Origin of the sequence: Umezawaea sp. (assembly GCF_036375055.1) — a bacterium.
GTDB lineage: Bacteria > Actinomycetota > Actinomycetes > Mycobacteriales > Pseudonocardiaceae > Umezawaea.
The window spans coordinates 11,332-34,943 of record NZ_DASUSQ010000092.1 but is presented as its reverse complement, the minus strand read 5'-3'; the positions used below and the strand labels follow the sequence as shown (position 1 = coordinate 34,943).

Genomic DNA, 23,612 nt, shown 5'->3' with positions numbered 1-23,612 from the left:
CCCTTCGAGCGGGTCGGGGGCGCCTCGGATCCGGACGCCCCGGCGGTCGTCGCGCGGAGCGCGCTCCCGCGAGAACGTGAGCCATCCTACGGTTGATCAACCGCGCCACCGCGCGGGGCGCGGACGGACACGCGTCCCGCGGCGGTCGGGTGGCCATCGGGCGCGTTCGCACCCCGTGCGGACGCGCCGAAGGCGGTGGGGTGGGCGAGGAGCGCGCGTTGACCGCCCGCGGCGCGGCGCTGGACGCGGCCATCGCCGTCGTCGCGGACCCCGACCCGGCGACGTTGTCCGGCGGCGGCGCGGAGGGGTGCGTGGACCACCCCGACGACCCCACCGCGTCCGTCACCGCCGAGTTCCGGGCGAGCGGCGGCCGGGTCGGTGGCCGCGTCGCGGGCGCCACGCTGCTCCTGCTGCGCGGCACCGGAGCCCGCTGCGGCGCGGAGCAGGTCACCCCGCTGGCGCACCTCGCGGACGGGGGGCGCTACCTCGTCTTCGCCACGAAGGGCGGCGCGGACACCGATCCGGTGTGGTGGCACAACCTCAGGGCCGACCAGGCCACCACGGTCGAGGTCGGCGCCGAGCGGGTCCCGGTGCGCGGTGGAACCGCGCCCACGCCCGTCAGACCGCGCCGCACCCCGGCTTGGGCGACGACCAGCGGGCCACCAGCCGGGTCATCCCCGTGGTGGCCCTGGAACCGGTCCGGTGACGGCGGCGCGCGGCGGGAGCCCGCCGCACCGCCCCCGGTCAGGCGGCGTCCCGGCCGTCGTGCAGGCCGAGTTCGCGCCAGATGTCCCCGAGGGCCCGCGCGAACGCCTCCACCTCCTCCTCGGTGTGCACCGCGCTGGGCGCCACCCGGAGGATCTCCTGGCCCTGCGGGACGCTGGGCGCGTTGATCGCCTGCACGTACAGGCCGTGGCGCTCCAGGAGCAGGTGCGACGCGCGCTTGCACAGCTCGTCGTCGTGGACCTGCACGGAGACGATGTGCGAGTCCCCCGAGATGTAGGGGATCTTGCGCTCGTCGAGCAGCGCGTGCAGCGCCGCGGCGTTGCGGGCCAGCCGGTCGCGCTCCACCTCGGAGGAGCGGAGGTGGCGCACGGCGGCCAGCGCCGACGCGGCGACGGCGGGCGGCATCGCGGTGGTGAAGATGAAGGAGCGCGCGAACATCCGGACCGCCTGGATCACCGCGGACGGCCCGGTGAGGTAGCCGCCGGTCGCGCCGAAGCCCTTGGCGAGGGTGCCCATGATGACGGTGAACCGGTCGGCGATGCCGAGCCGCGCGGCGATCCCGGCCCCCTGCGGGCCGTACATGCCGACCGCGTGCACCTCGTCGAGGTAGGTCATCGCGCCGTACCGGTCGGCGAGGTCCGCGATCTCCGCGAGCGGGGCCACGTCACCGTTCATCGAGTACACCGACTCGGCGACGATGAGCTTCGGCCGGGCCGGGTCGGCCGCCGCGAGCAGTTCGGCCAGGTGTTCCACGTCGTTGTGCCGGAAGATCCGCTTCTCCGCTTTGCTGTGCCGGAGGCCGTCGATGATGGACGCGTGGTTGAGCGCGTCGGAGAACACCAGGCAGTCGGGCAGCCTGCCCGCGATGACCGAAAGCGACCCGTCGTTCGCGGAATAGCCGGTGGAGAACAGGAGGGCGTCCTCCTTCTCGTGCAGCCCGGCCAGTTCCGCTTCCAGCAGCACGTGGTAGTGGTTCGTGCCGCCGATGTTGCGGGAGCCGCCGGAGCCGACGCCGTGCTCGGCGATGGCGGTCGTCGCAGCCTCCAGCACCTTCGGGTGCTGGCCCATGCCGAGGTAGTCGTTGCTGCACCACACGCTGATGGGGGTGAGGTCGGCGCCGTCGGCCACGCGCGCGGTCGCCGACGGGAACCGGCCCGCGATCCGGCCGATCTCCAGGAAATCCCGCTTACCGCCTTCGAACCCCTCGGTGAGGTGCGAGAAAATGTCCAGATAACGTTCCATCGCGTCGATTCGCTCCGCTCCGCGGTTGATCACGGGTGAAGAATGCTGCCCTTGCCGGAAAGGTAGCCGACGGAGTGCCGTGCGCAACGCCCCGCGTTCCACTCGCCGGTAATCGGGGCATCGCGGAATTGGTGTCCGGATTGGCGTCCGGTGGAACGATATCGCGACGCTACGCGCGCCGTGCCATTGTGCGGCGGCAGAATGTGATCCGAATTCGCGGGTCGACGGGAAAAACGCGGACTGGAGTTGACGACGGTGACGAAACCGCCGACCGGCCATTACGTCTCCACCATCCTCGGGGTGCTGGGCCGCGAGCCGGAGCGCACCGCTGTGACGTTCTCCGGGGGGTCGCTGACGGCCGACGGGTTCAGCCGCGCGGTCCGCGCGGCCGCGGACGTCCTCTCCGGGACGGTCACCGAGGGCGTGCGCCCGGTCGTGGCCATCCTGACCGAGATCAACACCCCGGCCACGCTCGTCCTGCGGTACGCGGCGAACCTGGCGGGCGCCATGGTGGTGCACCTGCACTCGACCAACGCCGTGGACCCGACCGACCAGCTCGCCGAGCGGCACCGGCGCGACATCCTCCGCGCCACCGGCACGACCGTGCTCGCCGTGGACGCGGCGAACCTGCCGCTGGCCCGCCGACTGCTGGACGGCGTGGACCGGCCGCCGCGCCTCGCGGCCGTGGAACCGCTCGCCGAGGACGTGCTCGACCTCTCCTCGGGCGACCCGGACGCGATCGACCTCGACTCCGTGCCCGAACGGCCGGACGAGCCCGCCGTGGTGCTCTACACCAGCGGCAGCACCGGCGCCCCGAAGGGGATCGCGGTCCCGTTCCGCCTGCGGCGCCTCTACATCGAGGCCGCGCTGTCGTCCGGGGAGACCCTGGTCTACCTCGCGACGCTGCCGGTCAGCCACTCGACCGGCGGCATGGCCGACAACACCCTGGCCTCCGGCGGGACCATCGTGTTCCACGAGGGCTTCGACGCGGGCCGGTTCCTCGACGCCGTGGAGCAGGAGGGCATCTCCCTCGCGGTCGTCTCGCCGTCCCAGCTCTACCAGCTTCTCGACCACCCCCGCGTGCACACGGCCGACCTGTCGTCCCTCAAGGGCGTCATGTACGTGGGCAGCCCCGCCTCGCCGACCCGGCTCGCGGAGGCCGTCAAGGTCTTCGGCGAACGGCTGGTGCAGTTCTACGGCACCACCGAGACCGGCGGCATCACGATGCTCGGTCCGGCCGAGCACTTCGACCCCGAACTGCGCCGGACCGTCGGCCGCCCGATGATGGCCGAGGTCCGCGTCCACGAGCCGGAGACCGACCGGGTGCTCCCCACGGGCGAGACCGGCGAGATCTGCGTGCGGTCGCCGTTGACCATGATCGGGTACTGGGGCGAGCCCGAGCTGACCGCGCGCACGATCCGCGACGGCTGGCTGCACACCGGCGACCTCGGCTCGCTGGACGACAAGGGCTACCTCCGCATCCACGGCAGGATGGCCGAGGTGATCAAGGCGCACGGCATCAAGATCCGGCCGAGCACCGTCGAGCAGGCCCTGCTGGCCCACCCCGCCGTGGCGCAGGCCGCCGTCTACTGCGTGAAGGACGCCGACCGGGGCGAGCACGTCCACGCCGTCGTCGTGCCGCGCGAGGACGTCTCGACCGAGGCGCTGGCCGCGCACGTCGCCGTGGAGCTGTCGGAGAAGCACGTGCCCGACGTGATCCGGTTCCGCGAGCACATCCCGCTCGACGGCGCGGGCAAACCCGACAAGACCCTGCTGGTGGCCGAGGACATGGTCCTGTGACGCTGTCGGCCGCCGCGATCCTCGCCGACACCGCGCGGCGCCGCCCGGAGCACCCGGCCGTCGTCTTCGGCGAGGAGCGCATCGGCTACGGCGACCTGTGGGAGGACGCCCGCCGCTACGCCGCGGTGCTCCTCGACCGCGGTGTCCGCGCGGGCGACCGGATCGCGGTGCTGCTGCCCAACACGCCGCACTTCCCCAAGGTGTACTTCGCGGTACTGGCCATCGGGGCCGTGGCCGTCCCGGTGCACGGCCTGCTGCGGTCGGGCGAGGTCGAGCACGTGCTGCGCGACTCCGGCGCGACCGGGCTGGTGTGCGGCGCCGAGATGCTGGGCGAGGGCGCTCCCGCCGCCGAGGCCGCAGGCGTGCCGGTGCTGACGGTCATGGCCGACGACGGGACCGGGCACCCGCGGCTCGACGTCCTCGCCGCGGCGGCCGAACCCGCCGAGGGCGTGCCGGTGCCGCGCGCGCCGGAGGACCTCGCCGTCGTGCTCTACACGTCCGGCACCACCGGGCAGCCCAAGGGCGCGATGATCACCCACCTGAACCTGGTGATGAACGTCGCCACGACGGCGGTCGCGCCGTTCGCGTTCCGCCCCACCGACGTCCTGCTCGGCTGCCTGCCCCTGTTCCACACCTTCGGGCAGGTCTGCGGGATGGCGACCTGCTTCCTGGCGGGCGGCACCCTCGTGCTGATGTCCCGCTTCGAGGGCCGCTCGGCGCTGGAGCTGATGGTCGCCGAGGGCTGCACGGTGTTCATGGGCGTCCCCACGATGTACCTCGACCTGCTCGACGCCGCCGCGGCCGACCCGCGCAGGCCCGCGCTGGACCGCGCGTTCTCCGGCGGGTCGGCGCTGCCCGTCGCGGTGCTGGAGCGGTTCGAGGAGGTGTTCGGCTGCCCGATCTACGAGGGCTACGGCCTCACCGAGACGTCCCCGGTGGTCAGCTACAACCAGGAGCACTGGCCCCGGCGGCCCGGCACGGTCGGCAAGCCGATCTGGGGCGTAGAGGTGGAGGTCGCGCGCGCCGACGTGGCGGACCGCGTCGAACTGCTGCCCCCCGGCGAGGTCGGCGAGGTCGTGATCCGGGGGCACAACGTGATGGCGGGCTACCTCGGCCGTCCCGAGGCCACCGCCGAGGCGATCGTGGACGGCTGGTTCCGCTCGGGGGACCTGGGCGTCAAGGACGCCGACGGCTACCTGTCCATCGTGGACCGGAAGAAGGACATGGTCATCAGGGGCGGGCACAACGTCTACCCCCGCGAGGTGGAGGACCTGCTGGCCCGCCACCCGGACATCGCGCAGGTGTCCGTCATCGGGATCCCCGACGAGCGGTACGGCGAGGAGGTCTGCGCCGTCGTGCGCACCCGGCCCGGCGTGGCCGACGACCAGGCGTGCGCGGCGGACATCGTCGAGTGGGCGAAGGCCAGGATCGCCCCGTACAAGTACCCGCGGCTGGTGCGGTTCACCCGCGAGTTCCCCCTGGGACCGAGCGGGAAGGTCCTCAAGCGGGACCTGGTCGCCCGGTACGCGGGCCGCTAGGACCCCGGTTCCGTGGCGCGTGGCCGAGGGGCACGCCGGTGAGAGGCACAACCGTGAGCACTTCGCTGGTGGAGGTGGCGCCGGTGCGCCTGCCGGACCGGCCGTCGGTCCGGTTCCGCGTGCTCGGACCGCTGGAGGTGACGGTCGACGGGCGCCCGCTGCCGGTCCGCGGGGTCGTGCAGCGCTCCGCGCTGGGCTTCCTGCTGCTCAACGCGGGCCAGGTGGTCACGACGAGCGACCTGGTGCGCGCGCTGTGGACCGGCGGCCCGCCGCCCAGCGCCCGCAAGATGCTCCAGAACGCGATCTCCGCGCTGCGCGGGACCCTGACCCGCAACGGGGTCGGCGCCGACGTCGCGGCGCTGCTCAGCCACGCCTCCGGCTACCAGTTCCGGGTGGCCCCGTCGGCCGTCGACCTGGCGGGGTTCCAGCGCCTCGCCGCGCAGGGCAGGTCCGACCTCGCCGCGGGTGACTGGGAGCGGGCGGCCTCGGCGCTGCGCGAGGGCCTCGACCTGTGGCGCGGCTGCGCCCTCGCCGACCTCGTCGAGACTGGTGTCGCGTGGTCGGAACTGGTGGAGCTGAGGGGTTTGCGCAGCGCGGTCCTGGAGGACCGCTTCGAAGCCGACCTCGCGTGCGGGCGGCACCACGGGATCGCCGCCGAGCTGGAGGTGGCCGTCGACCTGCGGCGCGACCGGGAACGGCTGTCCGGCCAGCTCATGCTCGCGCTCTACCGCTGCGGGCGGCAGGTCGACGCGCTCGCGGTGTTCCAGCGGCTGAGGACGCACCTGGGGGAGCGGTTCGGGCTCGAACCCGGCCGCGCCCTGCGGCTGCTCGAACGCGCGATCCTCACCCACGACCCGGTGCTGGACCAGCCCGCCGCGCTCTCGCTGATCGGGGGCGCGGGACCGAGGCCGCTCGCGCCGCCGGACCGCCCCCGGCAGGCGGCGGACCCCCGTCGTCCACCCCGGCCAGCCGCGGCCGGGCGGAGCCCCGAACTCGACGTGCTGCGGGGGCTGCTGGCGCTCACCCGGTCGCGGCGGCGTCCGCACCTCGCCACCGTCCTCGGCGCGCCGGGCAGCGGGAAGACCAGGCTGGTGGACGAACTCGCGGCGTCCGCGCACGAGGAGCGGACCTTCCGCTGCCTCGTGGCGAGGGCCCCGGCCGACGACCGGTCCGCCGCGGACCCGGTGGCCGCGCTGGTCCGGTCGTGCTGCGGGATCGGCGACCTCGACCCGCCCGCCGCCGCGCTGGAGCGGCTCGGGGTGGTCGTCCGCAGGCTGGCCGGACCGGGACGGGCACCGAACCTGCTGCCCTGCCTGGAAGAACTGCTGACCGGTGACCCCTGGCCGGTGGTCCCGGACGAGCGGTGGGCGCGGCTGGCCGCCGTCCGCGGGCTCCTGGAGCTCACCGCGGCGCACCGCGCGCTGGTGGTCGTCGTCGAGGACGTCGACCGGGCCGTGGGAGGTCCTCTGCGCGAGCTGGTCGAGCTGGTCGCGTCCGGTGGTCGGGCGGTGCCGATGCTCGTCGTGGCCACGGCCCGTCCCGGCCTGGACCGCGAGGGCTGGGGGAGCGGATTCCCCGGCGTCACGCTGCTCACGCTCGACGAACGACCCGGTGGCACGACCTCAGTGGACTGAATGAGCCGATTGTCCGAATTGCCTGCCGCGAGTGCGGAACGCGATACCCCGCCGCTATGCGCCCTGCGCAGACTTCGGCCCAGCGACCGGATTCCGGTCGCCGGGAGCCCCCGCGGATGGGCGTGCCGCGCCCCAGTTCTGGAGTGATGCGATGACGCTGGGATACCTGCTCGGTGGCGGCGTCGGTGCCGTGCCGCAAGGTACGGAGCTCTACGACGCGTTCCCCGGTGTGCAGCGCACCTACGACGAGGTCTCGGGTCTGACCGGTGTGCCGGTCGAGCGGATGCTCGCCGGGGAGCTGCCCGACGAGCTGCGCGAGCGCCGGACCATCGGCATGGTGCGGGAGGCCGCGCTGGCGCTGGCCGTGCACGACCAGCTCGCCGCGTCGGGCATCCGGCCGGGCGCCATCGGCGGGCTGAGCCTGGGCGCGATGACCGCCTCCTGCCTGGCCGGTGCGGTGGACCGGCCCGCGTTCCTGGACGTGCTGCTGCGCTCCGGCGCGCACGAGGAACCGTCGGGCGGGCCCGAGGAGGGCCTGGCCATCGCGGCGGTGCCGGGACCGGACGGCGCGGACGAGCTGACCGTCGACGGCGAGGTGTACCGGGCCGGGTACTTCGGCCGCACCGCGGACGGCGCCCAGGGCATCTACCTGCTGGCCGGACACCTGGACGCGCTGCACCGGGTCGCGGGTGAGCGGCCTGCCGGGCAGGTGACCGTGCTGCCGGGCCGCGCCGTGGCGGTGCACACGCCGCTGCGGAACCACCTGCGGGACGCGCTCGCCCCGCACGTCGCGGGCATGGCCTTCACCGCGCCGGACGTGCCGCTGTACTCCTGCTTCGACGAGAAGCGCCTGACCACGGCCGAGGACGTGCGGGACGTGTTCCTGCGCAACGCCGTCGACCCGATCGACCTGACCCAGGTGACGCGGGCGATGCACGCGGGCGGCGTGGAGCTGGGCGTGGTGGTCGGCGGGTCGATCCCGGAGGGGCTGCTGTCCTTCCCCTTCCCGGTGGTGCACGTGCAGCGCCCGGAGGACGTCGAGAAGCTGCTGCTGACCAGCTACGAACTGGGAGTCGAGCTGGGCACCGCCCCGTGACCGCGCCGGACCCGACGGCCGCCGAGTGCGACGAGCTGGTCGACCGCTGGCTGGGCACCGACCTCGACGCGTGGACCCGCGAGGTGGTGCGGCGCCACTTCGACCCCGAGACCGGCAGCCCGTACTGGCTGCGGACGGCGGCCGGGCTGCCGTTCGACCCGCGCGACATCACCCGGTACGACCAGCTTCCCGACCTGGGGCCGACCGACCTCGACCTGTTGCGGCACAACGATCCCGCCGACTTCGTGCCGCTGGCCGTGCCGCGCCCGCTCTCCGGGCGGGTGTGGGATTCGGGCGGCACGACGGGGTCGCCGTGCCGCGTGTTCTACACCCCCGAGATGATCGTGCACCGCGGTGTGTGGCGGCGCTGGTCGTTCGTCACCGAGGGCTTCGAGCCGCGGCGCCGCTGGTTGCAGGCGACGCCGACCGGGCCGCACCTGATCGGCAACGGCACGTGGGAGACCTCCGGGCTGCACGGCGGGCTGACCTACGCGATCGACATGGACCCGCGGTGGGTGAAGCGGCTGATCAGCGCGGGCAAGCTCGCCGAGGCCACGGACTACACCAACCACCTGCTCGACCAGGTCCTCGACGTCCTCCGGGTCGGCGGGATCGACTACCTCAACACCACGCCCGCGCTGCTGAAGGCGTTGCTGCGCCGCGATCCCGCCGCCGTGGCGCGGCTCGGGGGCGTGCGGCTGAGCGGCACCCAGCTCAGCCCGCGGATGTACCGCGAGTTCGTCGCCGCGCTCGACGGCGGGATCTGCGGTCTGAGCTACGGCAACACCTTCGGCAACGCGGCCGGGCTGCCGGTCGAGCAGGGCGGTGACCTCATGCCCTACACGCCGAACTACCCGCACGTGACGATGGCCGTGGTGGATCGCGCGGACGGTCGTACGGTCGTGCCGGTGGGCGCGGTGGGGCGGGTGCGGCTGACGGTGCTGCACCGGGACCTGTTCCTGCCCAACGTGCTGGAGCGGGACGAGGCGATCCACCACCGGCCGAGCTCGGGACTGGCGGACGGCGTGGCGAACGTGCGCCCGCTGGCGGCCGTTCGCACCGGGGTGGAAGGTCTGTACTGACCGCTCGACCTCCACGGGGGAGCGTGACGGTCACGGGGGTCGCGGTCCTGTGTGGACGGTGAGCGGTCGAGGGGGCCCGGCCGAACTCGCGTCCCGCCTCCCGGTGCGGGCGCCGCCACGGGCATCGGGGCCGGAGCGTTCCCGTGCTCGGTGGTGCGGTGCGCCGAGCACGGGAACCGGGGCGCGGGTCCAGCTCGTCACGCGAGGCTCCACCTCTCGTGCTCGCGGTGGTGGCCATCACCGGCCGGTTCGAAGCACGGGCGGGTGAACGCGCGACCGGTCCTGATGTCCCTCGTCGCAGAGCCGCGTCCCGCGACGGGTGGCATTCCGGCTCCTCCGTCCGCACCGCCCCGCACCCGTGAAACCCGGCTGTCGCACGCCGGAACCCCGCGCGCGGGAGGGATGGACCGCGAAGTGTCCGCTGGGTCAGGCTCCGAGCACGTCCGTTGTGGATTGTCCTGGTGGCGGTGAGTCCGCCCGTGGGCCGCGGGTGTGAACGGCGGCCGGACGAACGGTGCGGTGCCCTGGCGGCCGTTCCGCCCGGTGGCGGCGAAGGCGAGATATGCGGGCGCTATCGGCGCGCGGCGTGGGGGCGGTGGAATGGCCGGTGAGTCGACCGCGCGCCCGTTGTCGGCGGGCCCCGGCGGGGTGGGACTAGCGCCGAACGTTGGGGAAGGAAGCGGATGGAGATGTCGCTGGGCGAGGACGGCGGCTCGGTGCCCTGGGTGTTGTCCGCGGAGGGGCTGCCTGAGCTGCGGGACGTTGCCCGGCGGTTGGAGGGGCGGCTGCGGGGGCTGCCTGACGTGGGTGTGGACGAGGTCGGGCGCTGGTTGATGGCGCGGGCAGGCTCGTCGGAGCGGCGGCTGGAACCGGGGCAGGCAGCGGAACGAGGGCCCGCGGCGCGGTCGTGGCGGGCGTCGGTCGGTGGGCGGGACCGCGAGGCGCTGCTGGACGGGCTGGTCGGGCTTTCGTCGGGGCGGCTCGGTGGTGAGGTGGCCGTGGGGGCCGCGGAGACGGCTGATCCGGTGTTCGTGTTCTCCGGCATCGGCTCGCAGTGGCCGGGGATGGCCAGCGGGTTGATGGCCGCTTCGCCGGTGTTCAGGGCGCGGATGGACGAGTGCGCGCAGGCCCTGGAGGCGTTCGTCGACTGGCCGGTGGTGGAGGTGGTGGCCGACCCGACCACCAGGGGGATGCTCGATCGGGTCGATGTGGTGCAGGCGTTGTTGTTCGCGGTTCAGGTGTCGTTGGCCGAGGTGTGGCTGTCGCTGGGGGTGCGGCCCGCCGCTGTCGTGGGGCAGAGCCTGGGTGAGGTGGCCGCGGCGGTCGTGGCCGGTGCGCTGAGCCTGGACGACGGGGCGAGGGTGGCCGCGTTGCGGGGGATCGCGCAGGTGCCGCTCGCCGGGCTCGGTGACGTGGTGTCGGTGCGGGCGTCGGTGGACGTGGTGCGCGAGTGGGTTGGTCGCTACGACGGCGAACTGGTGGTCGCCGGGGTGAACGGTCCCACCACCGTGCTGGTGTCCGGTGGGAGCGGGGCCGCCGCCGACCTGGTGGCGGCCATGACCGCGGCCGGGGTGTCGGCGCGTCGGTCGGCCGTGGACCTCGCCACGCACTCGCCGCAGTTCGACGCGATCGTGCCGCGGATGCGGGCGGACCTGGCGTCGGTGCGGTCGCGGACGCCGGACCTGCCGTACTACTCGTCGTTGACCGGTGGGCTGCTCGGCGAGGTGCCGATGGACGCCGACTACTGGTGCCGCAACCTGCGTGATCCGCTGCGGTTCGACGAGGCGTTCCGGGCGCTGCTCGACGACGGCGGGCGACGCGTGCTGCTGGAGGTCAGTCCGCACCCGCTGCTCACCGGGGCGATGCTGGAGATGGTGGAGGAAGCGGGGAGCACCAGCGCGGTGTGCGCCACGCTCCGGCGAGGTCACGGCGGGCCGCGGGCCGTGTACGCGGCGATGGGCGAGCTGTACGCGGCCGGTGCGCGGGCCGACTGGGCCGTCAACGCGCACGGTGCGGACGCGGAGGTCCCGCCGCTGGACCTCGACGTCGACACGCCCGTGGTGGACGTCGCGAGCCCGGCCGTCGAGTCGCTGGACGTGGTGTGTTCGGTGACCGCGTCGGTGCTCGGTGGCGAGGCGCTGAGCGCGGCCGACCGGCGGCGGTCGTTCGTGGAACTGGGGCTGGACTCCGTCACGGCGCTGGAGGTGCGGGCGAAGCTCTCGCAGGCGCTGGGCGTTCCGCTGCCCGTCGCGGTGGTGTTCGACCACCCGACCCCGGCGAGGTTGGCCGAGTACCTCGACGGACGGACCACGGCCGTCGAAGAGGCACGGCCCGCTCGGGTGCACGACGATCCGATCGCCATCGTGGGCATGGGGTGCCGGCTGCCCGGCGGGGTGAACGGCACCGACGACCTCTGGCGGGTGCTGGCCCGCGGCGTGGACGCGGTCGGCCCGTTCCCGGTGGACCGGGGCTGGGACACCGCGGGCTACGACCCGCGACCCCGCACGCCCGGCCGCCACTACCAGCGCGAGGCCGGGTTCCTGCACGACGCGGACCGGTTCGACGCCGCGTTCTTCGGGATCTCACCGAGGGAAGCGCTCGCGATGGACCCGCAGCAGCGGCTGCTGCTGGAGACGTCGTGGCAGGCGCTGGAGTCGGCGGGCATCGTGCCGGACACGCTGCCGGGCAGCCGGACCGGCGTCTTCACCGGGCTCTACACGCTCGGGTACGGGTCGCCGCTGGACCCGGCGTCCGGGTTGCAGGGGTACGGCTTCACCGGGTCCACGGGCAGTGTCGCGTCGGGTCGGGTGGCGTACGCGCTGGGCCTGGAGGGGCCCGCCGTCACCGTGGACACGGCGTGCTCGTCGTCGCTGGTGGCGCTGCACCTCGCGGTCGGGTCGCTGCGGTCGGGCGAGTCGGACCTCGCGCTGGCCGGCGGGGCGACCGTGCTGCCGACGCTGGACACGTTCGTGGAGTTCTCGCAGCTCGGGGCGCTGTCGCCGGACGGGCGGTGCCGGTCGTTCGCCGAGGAGGGGAACGGGTTCGGCCTGGCCGAGGGCGTCGGGGTCGTGGTGCTGGAACGGCTGTCCGACGCGCGCCGCAACGGCCACCGGGTGCTCGCGATCGTCAAGGGCACGGCGATCAACCAGGACGGTGCCTCCAACGGGCTCACCGCGCCCAACGGGCCGTCGCAGCAGCGGGTGATCCGGGCCGCGCTGGCCGACGCGGGGGTGACCGCCCGCGACGTCGACGCGATCGAGGCGCACGGCACCGGCACGGTCCTCGGCGACGCCATCGAGGCCGAGGCGCTGCTCGCGACCTACGGGCAGGGCCGTGACGCGGAACGTCCGGCGTGGTTGGGCTCGGTGAAGTCGAACATCGGCCACACGCAGGCGGCGGCCGGTGTGGTCGGGGTGATCAGGACGGTGCTCGCCCTGCGCCACGAGGTGCTGCCCCGGACGTTGCACTCGGACGTGCCGTCCACGCGGGTGGACTGGTCGCAGGGGCACCTCGCGCTGCTCGCCGAGCCGAGGGCGTGGCCCCGGACCGCCGACCGGCCCCGGCTCGCGGGGATCTCGTCGTTCGGCATCTCGGGCACCAACGCGCACGCGGTGCTGGCCGAAGCACCCGAGGAGGAGCCCGCGGCGGCCGTCGCGCCGCTCGCGGTCCGGCCGTGGGTGCTGTCGGCCCGCACGGGGGACGCGGTGCGCGAGCAGGCGGCCCGGCTGCTGGAACGGGTGCGCGCGGACGACGCGCTCGACCCCGCCGCGGTGGGGGCGTCGCTGGTCCGCACGCGGACGTCGTTCGACCACCGGGCCGTCGTCGTGGGTGCCGGCCGCGAGGAGCTGCTGGACGGCCTGCGGTCGCTCGTGGTCGAGGGCACCGGTCCCGGCGGCAAGGTCGTGTTCGTCTTCCCCGGCCAGGGTTCCCAGTGGGTCGGGATGGCCCGCGACCTGCTGGGGTGGTCGCCGGTGTTCGCGCGGTCGATGGCCGACTGCGAGGCCGCGCTGGACCCGTTCGTGGACTGGTCGCTCGCGGACGTCCTCGGTGACGCCGAGGCGCTGGAGCGCGTGGACGTCGTGCAGCCCGTGCTGTGGGCCGTGATGGTGTCCCTGGCGGAGCTGTGGCGTTCGGCGGGTGTCGAGCCGGACGCGGTGCTCGGCCACTCGCAGGGCGAGATCGCCGCGGCCGTGGTCGCCGGGGCGCTGTCCCTCCAGGACGGTGCGCGGGTGGTGTCCTTGCGCAGCAGGGCGATCCTCGCCCTCGCGGGCAGCGGTGCGATGGCGTCGGTGCAGCTGCCGCTGGACGAGGTGCTGGCCCTGCTGCCGGACGGCGTGTCGGTGGCCGCGGTGAACGGCCCGTCGTCGGTCGTGGTGTCCGGTGGTGTCACCGGGGTGGCGTCGGTGCCGGGGGCCCGGCGTATCCCGGTGGACTACGCGTCGCACTCGGAGCAGGTCGAACGGATCGAGCAGGACGTCCGCACGGCGCTGGACGGCATCGCGCCGCGGGCGGCGCGGGTGCCCTTCCTGTCGTCGGTGACCGCGGACTGGGCCGAGGGCGCCGACCTGGACGCCGGGTACTGGTACCGCAACCTCCGGCAGCCCGTGCGGTTCGCCGACGCCGTGACCGCGTTGGCGGACCGCGGTTTCCGCGCGTTCGTCGAGGCGAGCGCGCACCCCGTGCTGACGCCGGGGATCGCGGAGGCCGTGCCGGACGCGGCCGTGACCGGCACCCTGAGGCGGGACGAGGACGGGCCGCGGCAGTTCCTCACCGCGGTGGGCAGGCTGCACGTCCACGGGGTCGCGGTGGACTGGGCGCCGTTCTTCGACGGCGTGACCGGGCGCGTCGACCTGCCGACCTACCCGTTCCAGGGCGAACGGCTGTGGCTGGAGCCCGCGCGGGCGGTGGCGTCCGCCGCGGTGGACGACTCGTGGTGCTACCGGATCGGTTGGCGCAGGCTCACGCCGAAGGCCGCTCCCACCGGGCGGTGGCTGGCGGTGCTGCCCGAGGACGGGGCAGGCGCGGACGTCGTCACGGCCCTGCGGGACGCCGGGCTCGACGTCACCACCGACGGCCTGCCGGACGGCGACTTCGCGGGCGTGCTGGCGCTGGGCGAGCACGCCGACCTGTGGGCTGCGGTCGAGCTGGCGCGGTCGACGACCCGGCCGCTGTGGGTGCTGACCCGCGGCGCGGTGGCCGTCGACGGCACCGAGGACCTCTCACCCGAGCAGGCCGCGACGATCGCGCTGGCCAAGTCGTTCGGCCTGGAGAACCCGGACCGCTGGGGCGGCGCGATCGACCTGCCCCGCGACCTGGACCCGGCCGGTGCCGCGCTGGTGGTGGCCGCGCTCGCGTTCGGCGACGAGGACCAGCTCGCGGTGCGCCGGAGCGGTCTGCACGGCCGCAGGCTGCTGCCGGGGCTGCGCTCCCCGGAGGGCTGGACGCCGCGGGGCACCGTGCTGGTGACCGGCGGGACCGGCGGCCTCGGCGTGACGGTCGCGCGCTGGCTGGTCGACGCGGGCGCCGAGCGGGTGCTGCTGGTGAGCCGCCGCGGCCCGGACACCCCCGGCCTTCCCGACCTCGGACCGGCGGTCACCGCGCTGGCCTGCGACGTGGCCGATCGCGACGACCTGGCGCGGCTGCTGGCCGAACACCCGGTGGACGCCGTGGTGCACGCCGCGGGTGTCCGCGACGACGCCGCGCTGGACGCGCTCACCCCGGAGCGGCTGGAGTCCGTGCTGCGGGCCAAGGTCACCTCCGCGGTCAACCTGCACGACCTCGCGGGCGAGCTGGACGCGTTCGTCGTGTTCTCGTCCGTGATGGGCGTGGTCGGCAACGCAGGGCAGGCCAACTACGCCGCCGCGAACGCCTCCCTCGACGCGCTGGTGGCCCGCCGCCGCGCGGCCGGGCAGCCGGGCCTGTCCGTCGCCTGGGGCGTGTGGGGCGGGGCGGGGATGCTGGAGGACGCCCTCGCCGCGAAGCTGGCCGCCCGCGGGCTGCCGGGCATGGACCCCGAGCGGGCCGTGGAGCTGCTCGGCCGGGTCACCGACCCGCTGACCGTGGTCGCCGACGTCGACTGGGGCCGCTACGCCGAGGCGGCCGGGCTGCGCAGGGCGCTGGTCGCCGAACTCCCCGGCGTGGCGGCGGAACCCGAGGCGCGCGGGTCCACCGTGGAGGTCATCCGCACCCACCTCGCCGCCGTCCTCGGGCACGCGTCGGGGGACGCGGTGCCGGTGCGCACGGCGTTCGCCGAGCTGGGCCTGGACTCGCTGACGGTGCTGGAGCTGCGGAACCGGCTCAACGCCGCGCTCGGCCTGCGCCTGCCCACCAGCGCGCTGTTCGACCACCCGACGCCGCAGGCGCTCGCCGACCACCTCGACGGCCCGACGGACGCGCCGGTCGCGGCCAGGGCCGCCGCGGCGGAGCACGAGCCGATCGCCGTGGTCGGCATGGGCTGCCGCTTCCCCGGCGACGTGGACACCCCCGACGACCTCTGGCGGCTGCTGGTGTCCGGGCGGGACGCCGTCGGGCCGTGGCCCACCGACCGCGGCTGGGACGTCGGCGCGCTCTACCACCCCGACCCCGACCACCCCGGCACCAGCTACTCCCGCGAGGGCGGGTTCCTCAGCGGCGCGGCCGACTTCGACGCCGGGTTCTTCGGCGTCTCGCCGAGGGAGGCGCTGACCATGGACCCCCAGCAGCGGCTGCTGCTGGAGACCACGTGGCACGCGGTGGAGGACGCCGGGATCGCGCCCACCGACCTGCGCGGCCGTCCCGTCGGCGTGTTCGTCGGCACCAACGGCCAGGACTACCCGGTCGCGCTGGCCGGTGGCGCCGACGTGCCCGAGGGCCACCGCCTCACCGGGAACCTGGCGAGCGTGCTGTCCGGGCGGATCTCCTACGTGCTCGGCCTCCAGGGCCCGGCCCTGACCGTGGACACCGCCTGCTCGGCGTCGCTGGTCGCGCTGCACCTGGCCGTGCAGGCGCTGCGGCGCGGCGACTGCGAGCAGGCCATCGCGGGCGGCGCGACGGTGATGAGCACGCCGTGGCTGTTCACCGAGTTCAGCAGGCAGCGCGGCCTGGCCCCGGACGGCCGCTGCAAGGCCTTCTCCGCCGACGCCGACGGCACCGGCTGGAGCGAGGGCGTCGGCGTGCTGGTGCTGGAGCGGCTGTCCGACGCGCACGCCCGCGGCCACCGGGTGCACGCGGTGATCCGCGGCAGCGCGGTCAACCAGGACGGCGCGTCCAACGGCCTCAGCGCCCCCAACGGTGTGGCGCAGCAGCGGGTGATCGCCGACGCGCTGGCCGACGCGGGCGTGGCGCCGGAGCAGGTGGACGTCGTCGAGGCGCACGGCACCGGCACCCGGCTCGGCGACCCGGTCGAGGGCAACGCCCTGCGCGCCGCCTACGGGCGGCGGGACCGGCCGCTGCTGCTGGGCGCGGTCAAGTCCGCCATCGGCCACACCCAGGCCGCGGCGGGCGTGGCGGGCGTGATCAAGACGGTGCTCGCGCTCCGGCACGCCGAGCTGCCGCCGACCCTGCACGCCACCGAGCTGAACCCGGAGATCGACTGGGACCCGGCCGTGCTGCGGCTGGTCACCGAGCGCGAGCCGTGGCCCGCCCACGACGGTCCGCGCCGCGCGGGCGTGTCGGCGTTCGGCGTCAGCGGCACCAACGCCCACGTGATCCTGGAGAGCGCCCCACCCGCGCCCGCCCCCGCGCCCCGACCGGCCGGGCTGCCCACGCCGCTGCTGGTGTCGGCCGCGAGCCCGGAGGCGCTGCGCGTCCAGGTCGAGCGGGCGCGTCCGGAGTTCGCCGACGCGCTGGCCACCCGGCGCGCGCACCTGCCGCACCGCGCCGTGATCGGCGAGCGGACGACCACCGGCGTCGCGGGTGAACCGGGCCGGATCGCCTTCCTGCTGCCCGGCCAGGGCAGTCAGCGGGTCGGGGCGGGGGCGGAGCTGTACGCGGCGGAGCCCGTGTTCGCCGCCGCGCTGGACGAGGTGTGCGCGCTCGCCGACCGGCACCTCGACCGGCCGCTGCGCGAGGTGCTGTTCGACGGCGGGGACGGTCTGCTCGACCGCACCCGGTACACGCAGCTCGCGCTGTTCGCCGTCGGGGTCGCGCTGGCCCGGCTGCTCGACGACCGCGGGGTGCGGCCGGACGTGCTGCTCGGCCACTCCGTCGGAGAGCTGACCGCCGCGCACCTCGCGGGCGTGCTGGACCTCCCCGACGCCGTGGACCTGGTCGCCGCGCGCGGCAGGCTGATGGACGCGCTGCCGCCGGGCGGGGCGATGGTCGCGGTCGAGGCGACCGAGGACGAGGTCGCAGACTCCGGCTTGGACGTCGCCGCGGTCAACGGTCCCACCGCGGTCGTGCTGTCCGGTGACGCCGACGCCGTCGAGCGGGTCGCGGACGCCTTCCGCGCCCTGGGCAGGCGCACCAAGCTGCTGCCGGTCAGCCACGCGTTCCACTCGGCCCGCATGGACCCCGTGCTCGCCGAGTTCCGCGAGGTCGCGGCAGGGCTGACCTACCGGGCGCCGCGGCTGGACGTGATCTCCAACCGCACCGGCGCCCCGGCGAGCGCCGAGCAGCTGCGGTCGCCGGACCACTGGGTGCGGCACGTGCGCGAGACCGTGCGGTTCGCCGACGGCGTCCGCGCCCTGGGGGCGGCCACCGTGTTCGAGGTGGGCCCCGGCGGGGTGCTGTCGACGCTGGTCGACGGGGCCGTGCCGCTGCTGCGCGACGACCGCTCCGAGGTGGAGACGGTGGTCGGCGCGCTGGCCCACGCCCACGTGCGGGGCGTGCCGGTGCGGTGGCTCGCGGGCGGCGAGCACGTCGACCTGCCCCTGTACCCGTTCCAGCGCCAGAGGTTCTGGCCCGAGGGGCGGTTCGCGGCCACGGCGGCGGTGGACCGGCTGCTGTACCGGGTCGAGTGGACGCCCGTCCCGGTCGAGGCCTCGCGGACGGGGTCGTGGCGGCTCGTCGGGGACGCGCCGGGTGCCGACCGGATCGCCGCCGCGCTGGGCGAGGGCGAGCCCGCCGGGGTGCTGGTGCTGCCCGGCACCTCGCCCGCCGAACTGGTCGACGTGGTCGCGGGCGCCGAGGCCCCGGTGTGGGTGCTCGCCGACCCCGACGACCCGCGCCAGGCCCAGCTGTGGGGCATGGGCCGCGTGGCCGCGCTGGAACACCCGGACCGCTGGGGCGGACTCGTCCACTGGTCGCCGGACGCCGACGTGGCGGACCTGGTGGCGGTGCTGGGCGGGGAGTCCGGCGAGGACCAGGTGTCGGTCCGCCGGGACGGCGTGCGGGCCCGCCGGCTGGTGCGCGCGGACCGGACCCGGTCCGGCTCGCGCTGGCGGCCGAGCGGCCGGGTGCTGGTCACGGGCGGCACCGGCGGGCTCGGCGGGCACGTCGCCCGCTGGCTGGCCGAGCACGGCGCCGACGAGCTGGTGCTGGTGAGCCGGTCCGGCGGCGAGGTCCCCGACCTCGGCGTGCCGACGACCGTGCTGGCGTGCGACGTCGCCGACCGCGAGCAGGTGGAGCGGCTGGTCGCCGAGGCGGGGCCGTTCACGAGCGTGTTCCACGCCGCCGGGGTCGCCACCGACCGCGCCTTCGCCGACTGCACGCCCGACCACCTCGCCGCGCAGGCGGCGGCCAAGGTGCTCGGCGCGGAGAACCTGGACGCCCTCGTCGGTGACGTGGACGCGTTCGTGCTCTTCTCCTCGGTCGCCGCGACCTGGGGCAGCGGGGGACAGGCGGGCTACGCCGCCGCCAACGCCGCGCTGGACGCGCTCGCCGTCGACCGCAGGAGGCGCGGGCGCAGGGCCACGTCGGTGGCGTGGGGCCCGTGGGCCGGGGAGGGCATGGGCGCGGGCGAGACGGGCCTCCGGGCCCAGCGGCTCGGCCTGACCGCTCTGTCGCCCGCCGTCGCGCTGGCCGCGCTGCGGCACGCCCTGGACACCGACGAGACCGCGATCGTCGTGGCCGACGTGGACTGGTCGCGCTTCCTGCCGACGTTCACCGCGACCCGCCCGAGCGCGCTGTTCCGCGACCTGCCCGAGGCCCGGCCCGCGGTCGAGCCCACCGTGGACGCACCCGTGCGGGCGCTGTCGCGGCGGGAGGTGGCCGAACTCGCGGCGGACGTCCTCGGGCACGCCGACGCGGTGGCCCTGGACGCCGACCGCTCGTTCCGCGACCTCGGGTTCGACTCGCTGCTCGCCGTGGACCTGCGCAACCGCCTGGTGGAGCGCACGGGTCGCGCGCTGCCGGTGACCGTGGTGTTCGACCACCCGTCCATCGCCGCGCTCGCCGCCGCGCTGGGCGACGACGTGCCCGCCACCGCGGCTCCCACGACCGCGTCCGCCCCGGACGAACCGCTGGCGATCGTGTCGATGGCGTGCCGGTTCCCCGGCGGGGTCGCGAGCCCGGAGGACCTGTGGCGGCTGGTGGACGAGGGCCGCGACGCCATCGGCGAGCTGCCCGGTGACCGGGGCTGGGACCTGGGGCGGCTCTACGACGCCGACCCCGACCACGCGGGCACGTTCTACGCGCGCGGCGGCGGGTTCCTGGCCGACGCGGGTGACTTCGACGCCGCGTTCTTCGGCATCTCACCCCGCGAGGCCCTGGCGATGGACCCGCAGCAGCGGCTGCTGCTGACCGCGAGCTGGGAAGCCCTGGAACGCGCGGGCGTGGACCCGTCCTCGTTGCGCGGCAGCACGGGCGGCGTGTTCGTGGGCGTCGCCGGGCAGGGGTACGGCACCGGCCCCGCGGGCGAGGTCGAGGGCCACCTGCTCGCCGGAACGGTGACCAGCGTCGCGTCCGGCCGGATCGCCTACACCCTCGGCACCGAGGGCCCCGCCGTCACGGTGGAGACGGCGTGCTCGTCGTCGCTGGTGGCGCTGCACCTGGCGGGCCAGTCGCTGCGGGCGGGCGAGTGCTCGTTCGCGCTCGTCGGCGGTGCGGCCGTCGTCGCGAGCCCCGACCTGTTCGTGGAGTTCAGCAGGCAGCGCGGGCTGTCCGCGGACGGGCGGTGCCGGTCGTTCGGCGCCGGCGCCGACGGCACCGGCTGGTCCGAGGGCGTCGGGGTCCTGGTCGTGGAACGGCTGTCCGACGCCCGCCGCCTCGGGCACCCGGTGCTGGCGCTGGTGCGCGGCACCGCGGTCAACCAGGACGGCGCGTCCAACGGCCTCACCGCGCCCAACGGGCTCGCGCAGCAGCGGGTCATCCGGCAGGCGCTGGCCAACGCGCGCCTGGAACCGTCCGACGTGGACCTCGTGGAGGCCCACGGCACCGGCACCACCCTGGGCGACCCCATCGAGGCGACGGCGCTGCTGGCCACCTACGGCCAGGACCGCGACCGGCCGTTCGGGCTGGGGTCGGTGAAGTCGAACATCGGCCACACCCAGGCCGCGGCGGGCATCGCCGGGATCATCAAGGTCGTCATGGCCATGCGGCACGGCGTGCAGCCGCGCACCCTGCACGTGGCCGAGCCGTCCGCCCAGGTCGACTGGTCGACCGGCAACGCGCTGCTGCTGGAGGAACCCCGGCCGTGGGACGGCCCGCGCCGCGCGGGCGTGTCCGCGTTCGGCATGAGCGGCACCAACGCGCACGTGGTCCTCGAACACGTCCCCGACGACGTCGTCGAGCGCGCCCCGGCTGATGACCTGCCGCTGCCGCTGTCCGCCCGGACCGCTCGCGCGGTGGGCGACCAGGCCGCCAGGCTGGGTGAGTTCCTGCGGGGCGGTCCCGTCGCCCCGGCGGACCTGGTGCGGACGCTCGCGGCGAGGCCGCGGTTCGAGCACCGGGCCGTGGTCGTCGGGGACCACCTCGCCGGGCTCGCGTCGCCGGACACCGCGCCGAACGTCGTGCGGGGCCGTGCGACCGGTGGCGGTGTCGTGTTCGTCTTCCCCGGTCAGGGCACGCAGTGGACCGGCATGGCGCTGGAACTGGCCGCCGAGGAGCCGGTGTTCGCGGCGCGGCTGGACGAGTGCGCACGGGCGTTGGCGGCGCACGTGGACTGGTCGCTGCGGGAGGTGCTGGGCGACGAGGAGGCGTTGAAGCGGGTCGACGTCGTGCAGCCCGCCCTGTTCGCGGTGATGGTGTCCCTGGCGGCGGTGTGGCGTTCGCACGGTGTCGAGCCCACGGCCGTGGTCGGTCACTCGCAGGGTGAGATCGCCGCCGCCGTGGTGGCCGGGGCGCTGTCCCTTGAGGACGGTGCCAGGGTGGTCGCGCTGCGCAGCAGGGCGATCCTGGCCATCTCGGGGCACGGCGGCATGGTCGCGGTCGCCGCCGGTGAGGCCGTGGCAAGGGAGCGGTTGGCCGGGTACGCCGGTCGGATCGAGATCGCCGCGGTGAACGGGCCGGACGCCGTGGTGGTGGCGGGGGAGCCGGACGCGCTGGACGAGTTGGTCGCCGACTGCGTGCGCGACGGCCTGCGGGCCCGGTCGATCCCGGTCGACTACGCCGCGCACTCGGCCCAGGTCGAGCCGCTGCGCGACGAGCTGCTCGCCGCGCTGGCAGGCATCGAGCCGCGCGCCACCGACGTGCCGCTGCTGTCCAGCGTCCTCGGCGAGTTCGTGGACGGCACCGCGCTGGACGCCGGGTACTGGTACCGCAACCTGCGGGAACCGGTCGGCTTCGGCGCGGCCACCGACCAGCTCGTGAGCGGTGGCCACACCGTGTTCGTCGAGGTGAGCCCGCACCCGGTGCTGGTCGCCGCCATCGAGGGCACCGCGGCGGACCGGCCCGTCGCCGCGCTCGGCACGCTGCGCCGCGACGCCGGGGGCCGCCGCAGGCTGCTCACCGCGTTGGCCGAGGCGTGGGTCGCGGGCGCCGACGTGGACTGGACCACGATCACCGGCGCGGGACGGCTCGTCGCGCTGCCGACGTACCCGTTCCAGAACGAGCGGTACTGGCTGCCCACCCCCGGCCGTTCCGGTGCCGCGCCCGCCCGGCAGCTCACCTACCGCACGGAATGGCGCAGGCTGCCGGACCCCGCACCGCGCCCCCTCGACGGCTGGGTGGTCGTCACCCCTGTGGACGGCCACCCCGCTGCGGCACTTCCCGGCGCCCGTGTGGTCACCGATCCCGAGGACGTCGGGATGGCCATCGGCGTCGTGTCGGCGCTGCCGCCCGACGCGACCCTCGACCTGGTGCGCCGACTGGACCCGGCGATCCCGTTGTGGCTGGTCACCACCGACGCCGAGCACGACCCCGACCAGGCGCGGGTGTGGGGGACCGGGCAGGTGCTGGGGCTGGAGCAGCCGGAGCGGTGGGGCGGTCTGGTCGACCTTCCGCGTGAGGCCGACGACACGGTGATCGCCCGCCTGGCCGGTGTGCTCGGTGGCGAGGAGGACCAGCTCCGGGTGCGGGCCGACGGGGTTCGTGTTCGCAGGCTGGTGCCGTTCGGCTCGCCGCCGCGTGGCGACCGGCCGTGGCAACCCGGTCGCGTCCAGGTCCGCGGAGCCGACGCGGCCCTCGCCGCCGAGCTGACGGCGTGGCTCGACCGCAACGGCGTGGAGGAGGTCGACGAGAACCCGGACACGGTCATCCAGGTGCTCCCGTCCGAACCGGCCGGGGGCGTGCTGCCGGACGTGGATCTCGGGGTGTTGCCGGACATCCCGGCCGCCGACACCGTCGTCCTGCTGCACCCGCTCGGCGGGTTGTGGGGCGCGGCGCGGCAGGGCGCGGCCGGTGCGCGGTGCGTCGGGACGGCCGCTCTGGCGCGGGTGGCGGGTCGACGGGCCGTCGCGGTCGCGGTCGGCGGCTGGGAACCGCAGCAGCGCGCGGTCGACGTGGACGAGGTGATGGCCGCCGTCCGGCAGGCGCTGGACCACGACGAGCCCGAGGTCGCGGTGCTCGACGTCGACTGGACGTCGATCGTGTCCACCGTGTCCTCACCGCGTCAGCTCAACCTGTTGGCGGAACTGCCCGAGACCCGTGAGGCGCGACGGCGGGACACCACCGGCGGCGACGGCCTGGCCGAACGGCTGGCCGGGCTCTCCGCCGACGAGCAGCTGCGCGCCCTGCTGACCCTGGTCACCGAGCAGGCCGCCGCCGCGCTCGGCCACACCGGGGCGGGCGGGGTCCAGGCCGACGCGCCGTTCGCCGCCGCCGGGTTCGACTCGCTGCTGGCGGTGCAGTTCCGCAACCGCCTGGTCGCCGCGACCGGGCTCGCCATCGCCGCGACCGTGGTGTTCGACGAGCCCACCCCCGCCGCGCTCGCGCGGCACCTGCACGAGCGGCTCTGCGCGCCGCCGGACCCGGTGGCGCTGGCGCTGGCCGACCTGGACCGCCTCAACGGCGTCCTGGACGGGCTGCCCGCCGACGAGAAGGTCGGCGCGCGGCTGCGCGCGCTGCTGCGGCGCTGGGACGAGCGCGGCGCGCCCACCGAGCGGGGAACGCCCTCCCGCGGCGGCGAACTGGAGACCGCCAGTGCCGACGAGCTGTTCGCACTGCTCGACACCGACTTCAGCACGGGCTGACGAGAACG

8 protein-coding genes and 1 pseudogene are annotated in these 23,612 nt (G+C 75.3%); 7 read left to right on the top strand and 2 right to left on the bottom strand.

The genetic code is table 11. The annotated features are described in order from the left end of the window. Positions 1-86 precede the first annotated feature (86 nt). Positions 87-464: a hypothetical protein gene (locus VFZ92_RS25295; protein ID WP_330878516.1), complete on the bottom strand. Its 378-nt coding sequence runs from the start codon at positions 462-464 to the stop codon at positions 87-89. Here VFZ92_RS25295 and VFZ92_RS42520 point away from each other — a divergent pair. Beyond that, positions 402-554 (top strand): annotated as a pseudogene (locus tag VFZ92_RS42520) (nitroreductase/quinone reductase family protein); the annotation flags it as partial. The gene VFZ92_RS25295 and the pseudogene VFZ92_RS42520 overlap by 63 nt on opposite strands. A gap of 190 nt (positions 555-744) precedes the next feature. On the opposite strand, the gene hemA reads toward VFZ92_RS42520, so the two are convergent. Continuing rightward, on the bottom strand, positions 745-1,968 hold the full coding sequence (hemA, locus tag VFZ92_RS25290) for a 5-aminolevulinate synthase (protein ID WP_330878515.1): 1,224 nt from the start codon (positions 1,966-1,968) through the stop codon (positions 745-747). Positions 1,969-2,223: 255 nt separating this feature from the next. Here hemA and VFZ92_RS25285 point away from each other — a divergent pair, with 255 nt between their 5' ends. The 6 genes from VFZ92_RS25285 to VFZ92_RS25260 all read left to right on the top strand — a co-directional run bounded on the left by VFZ92_RS25285 (position 2,224) and on the right by VFZ92_RS25260 (position 23,604). Further along, positions 2,224-3,768, top strand: coding sequence for an AMP-binding protein (locus VFZ92_RS25285; protein WP_330878514.1), 1,545 nt, complete (start codon positions 2,224-2,226; stop codon positions 3,766-3,768). Next, on the top strand, positions 3,765-5,306 hold the full coding sequence (locus VFZ92_RS25280; RefSeq protein ID WP_330878513.1) for a long-chain fatty acid--CoA ligase: 1,542 nt from the start codon (positions 3,765-3,767) through the stop codon (positions 5,304-5,306). Before VFZ92_RS25285 ends, VFZ92_RS25280 begins: the two co-directional genes overlap by 4 nt. A 53-nt stretch (positions 5,307-5,359) precedes the next feature. Beyond that, positions 5,360-6,940, top strand: coding sequence for a BTAD domain-containing putative transcriptional regulator (locus tag VFZ92_RS25275; protein WP_330878512.1), 1,581 nt, complete (start codon positions 5,360-5,362; stop codon positions 6,938-6,940). Positions 6,941-7,091: 151 nt separating this feature from the next. Beyond that, on the top strand, positions 7,092-8,036 hold the full coding sequence (locus tag VFZ92_RS25270) for a hypothetical protein (RefSeq protein WP_330878511.1): 945 nt from the start codon (positions 7,092-7,094) through the stop codon (positions 8,034-8,036). Next, a complete protein-coding gene (locus VFZ92_RS25265; RefSeq protein ID WP_330878510.1) occupies positions 8,033-9,118 on the top strand; it encodes a hypothetical protein in 1,086 nt (361 codons plus the stop codon). Before VFZ92_RS25270 ends, VFZ92_RS25265 begins: the two co-directional genes overlap by 4 nt. Positions 9,119-9,801: 683 nt before the next feature. Next, on the top strand, positions 9,802-23,604 hold the full coding sequence (locus VFZ92_RS25260; RefSeq protein ID WP_330878509.1) for an SDR family NAD(P)-dependent oxidoreductase: 13,803 nt from the start codon (positions 9,802-9,804) through the stop codon (positions 23,602-23,604). Positions 23,605-23,612: the final 8 nt, after the last annotated feature.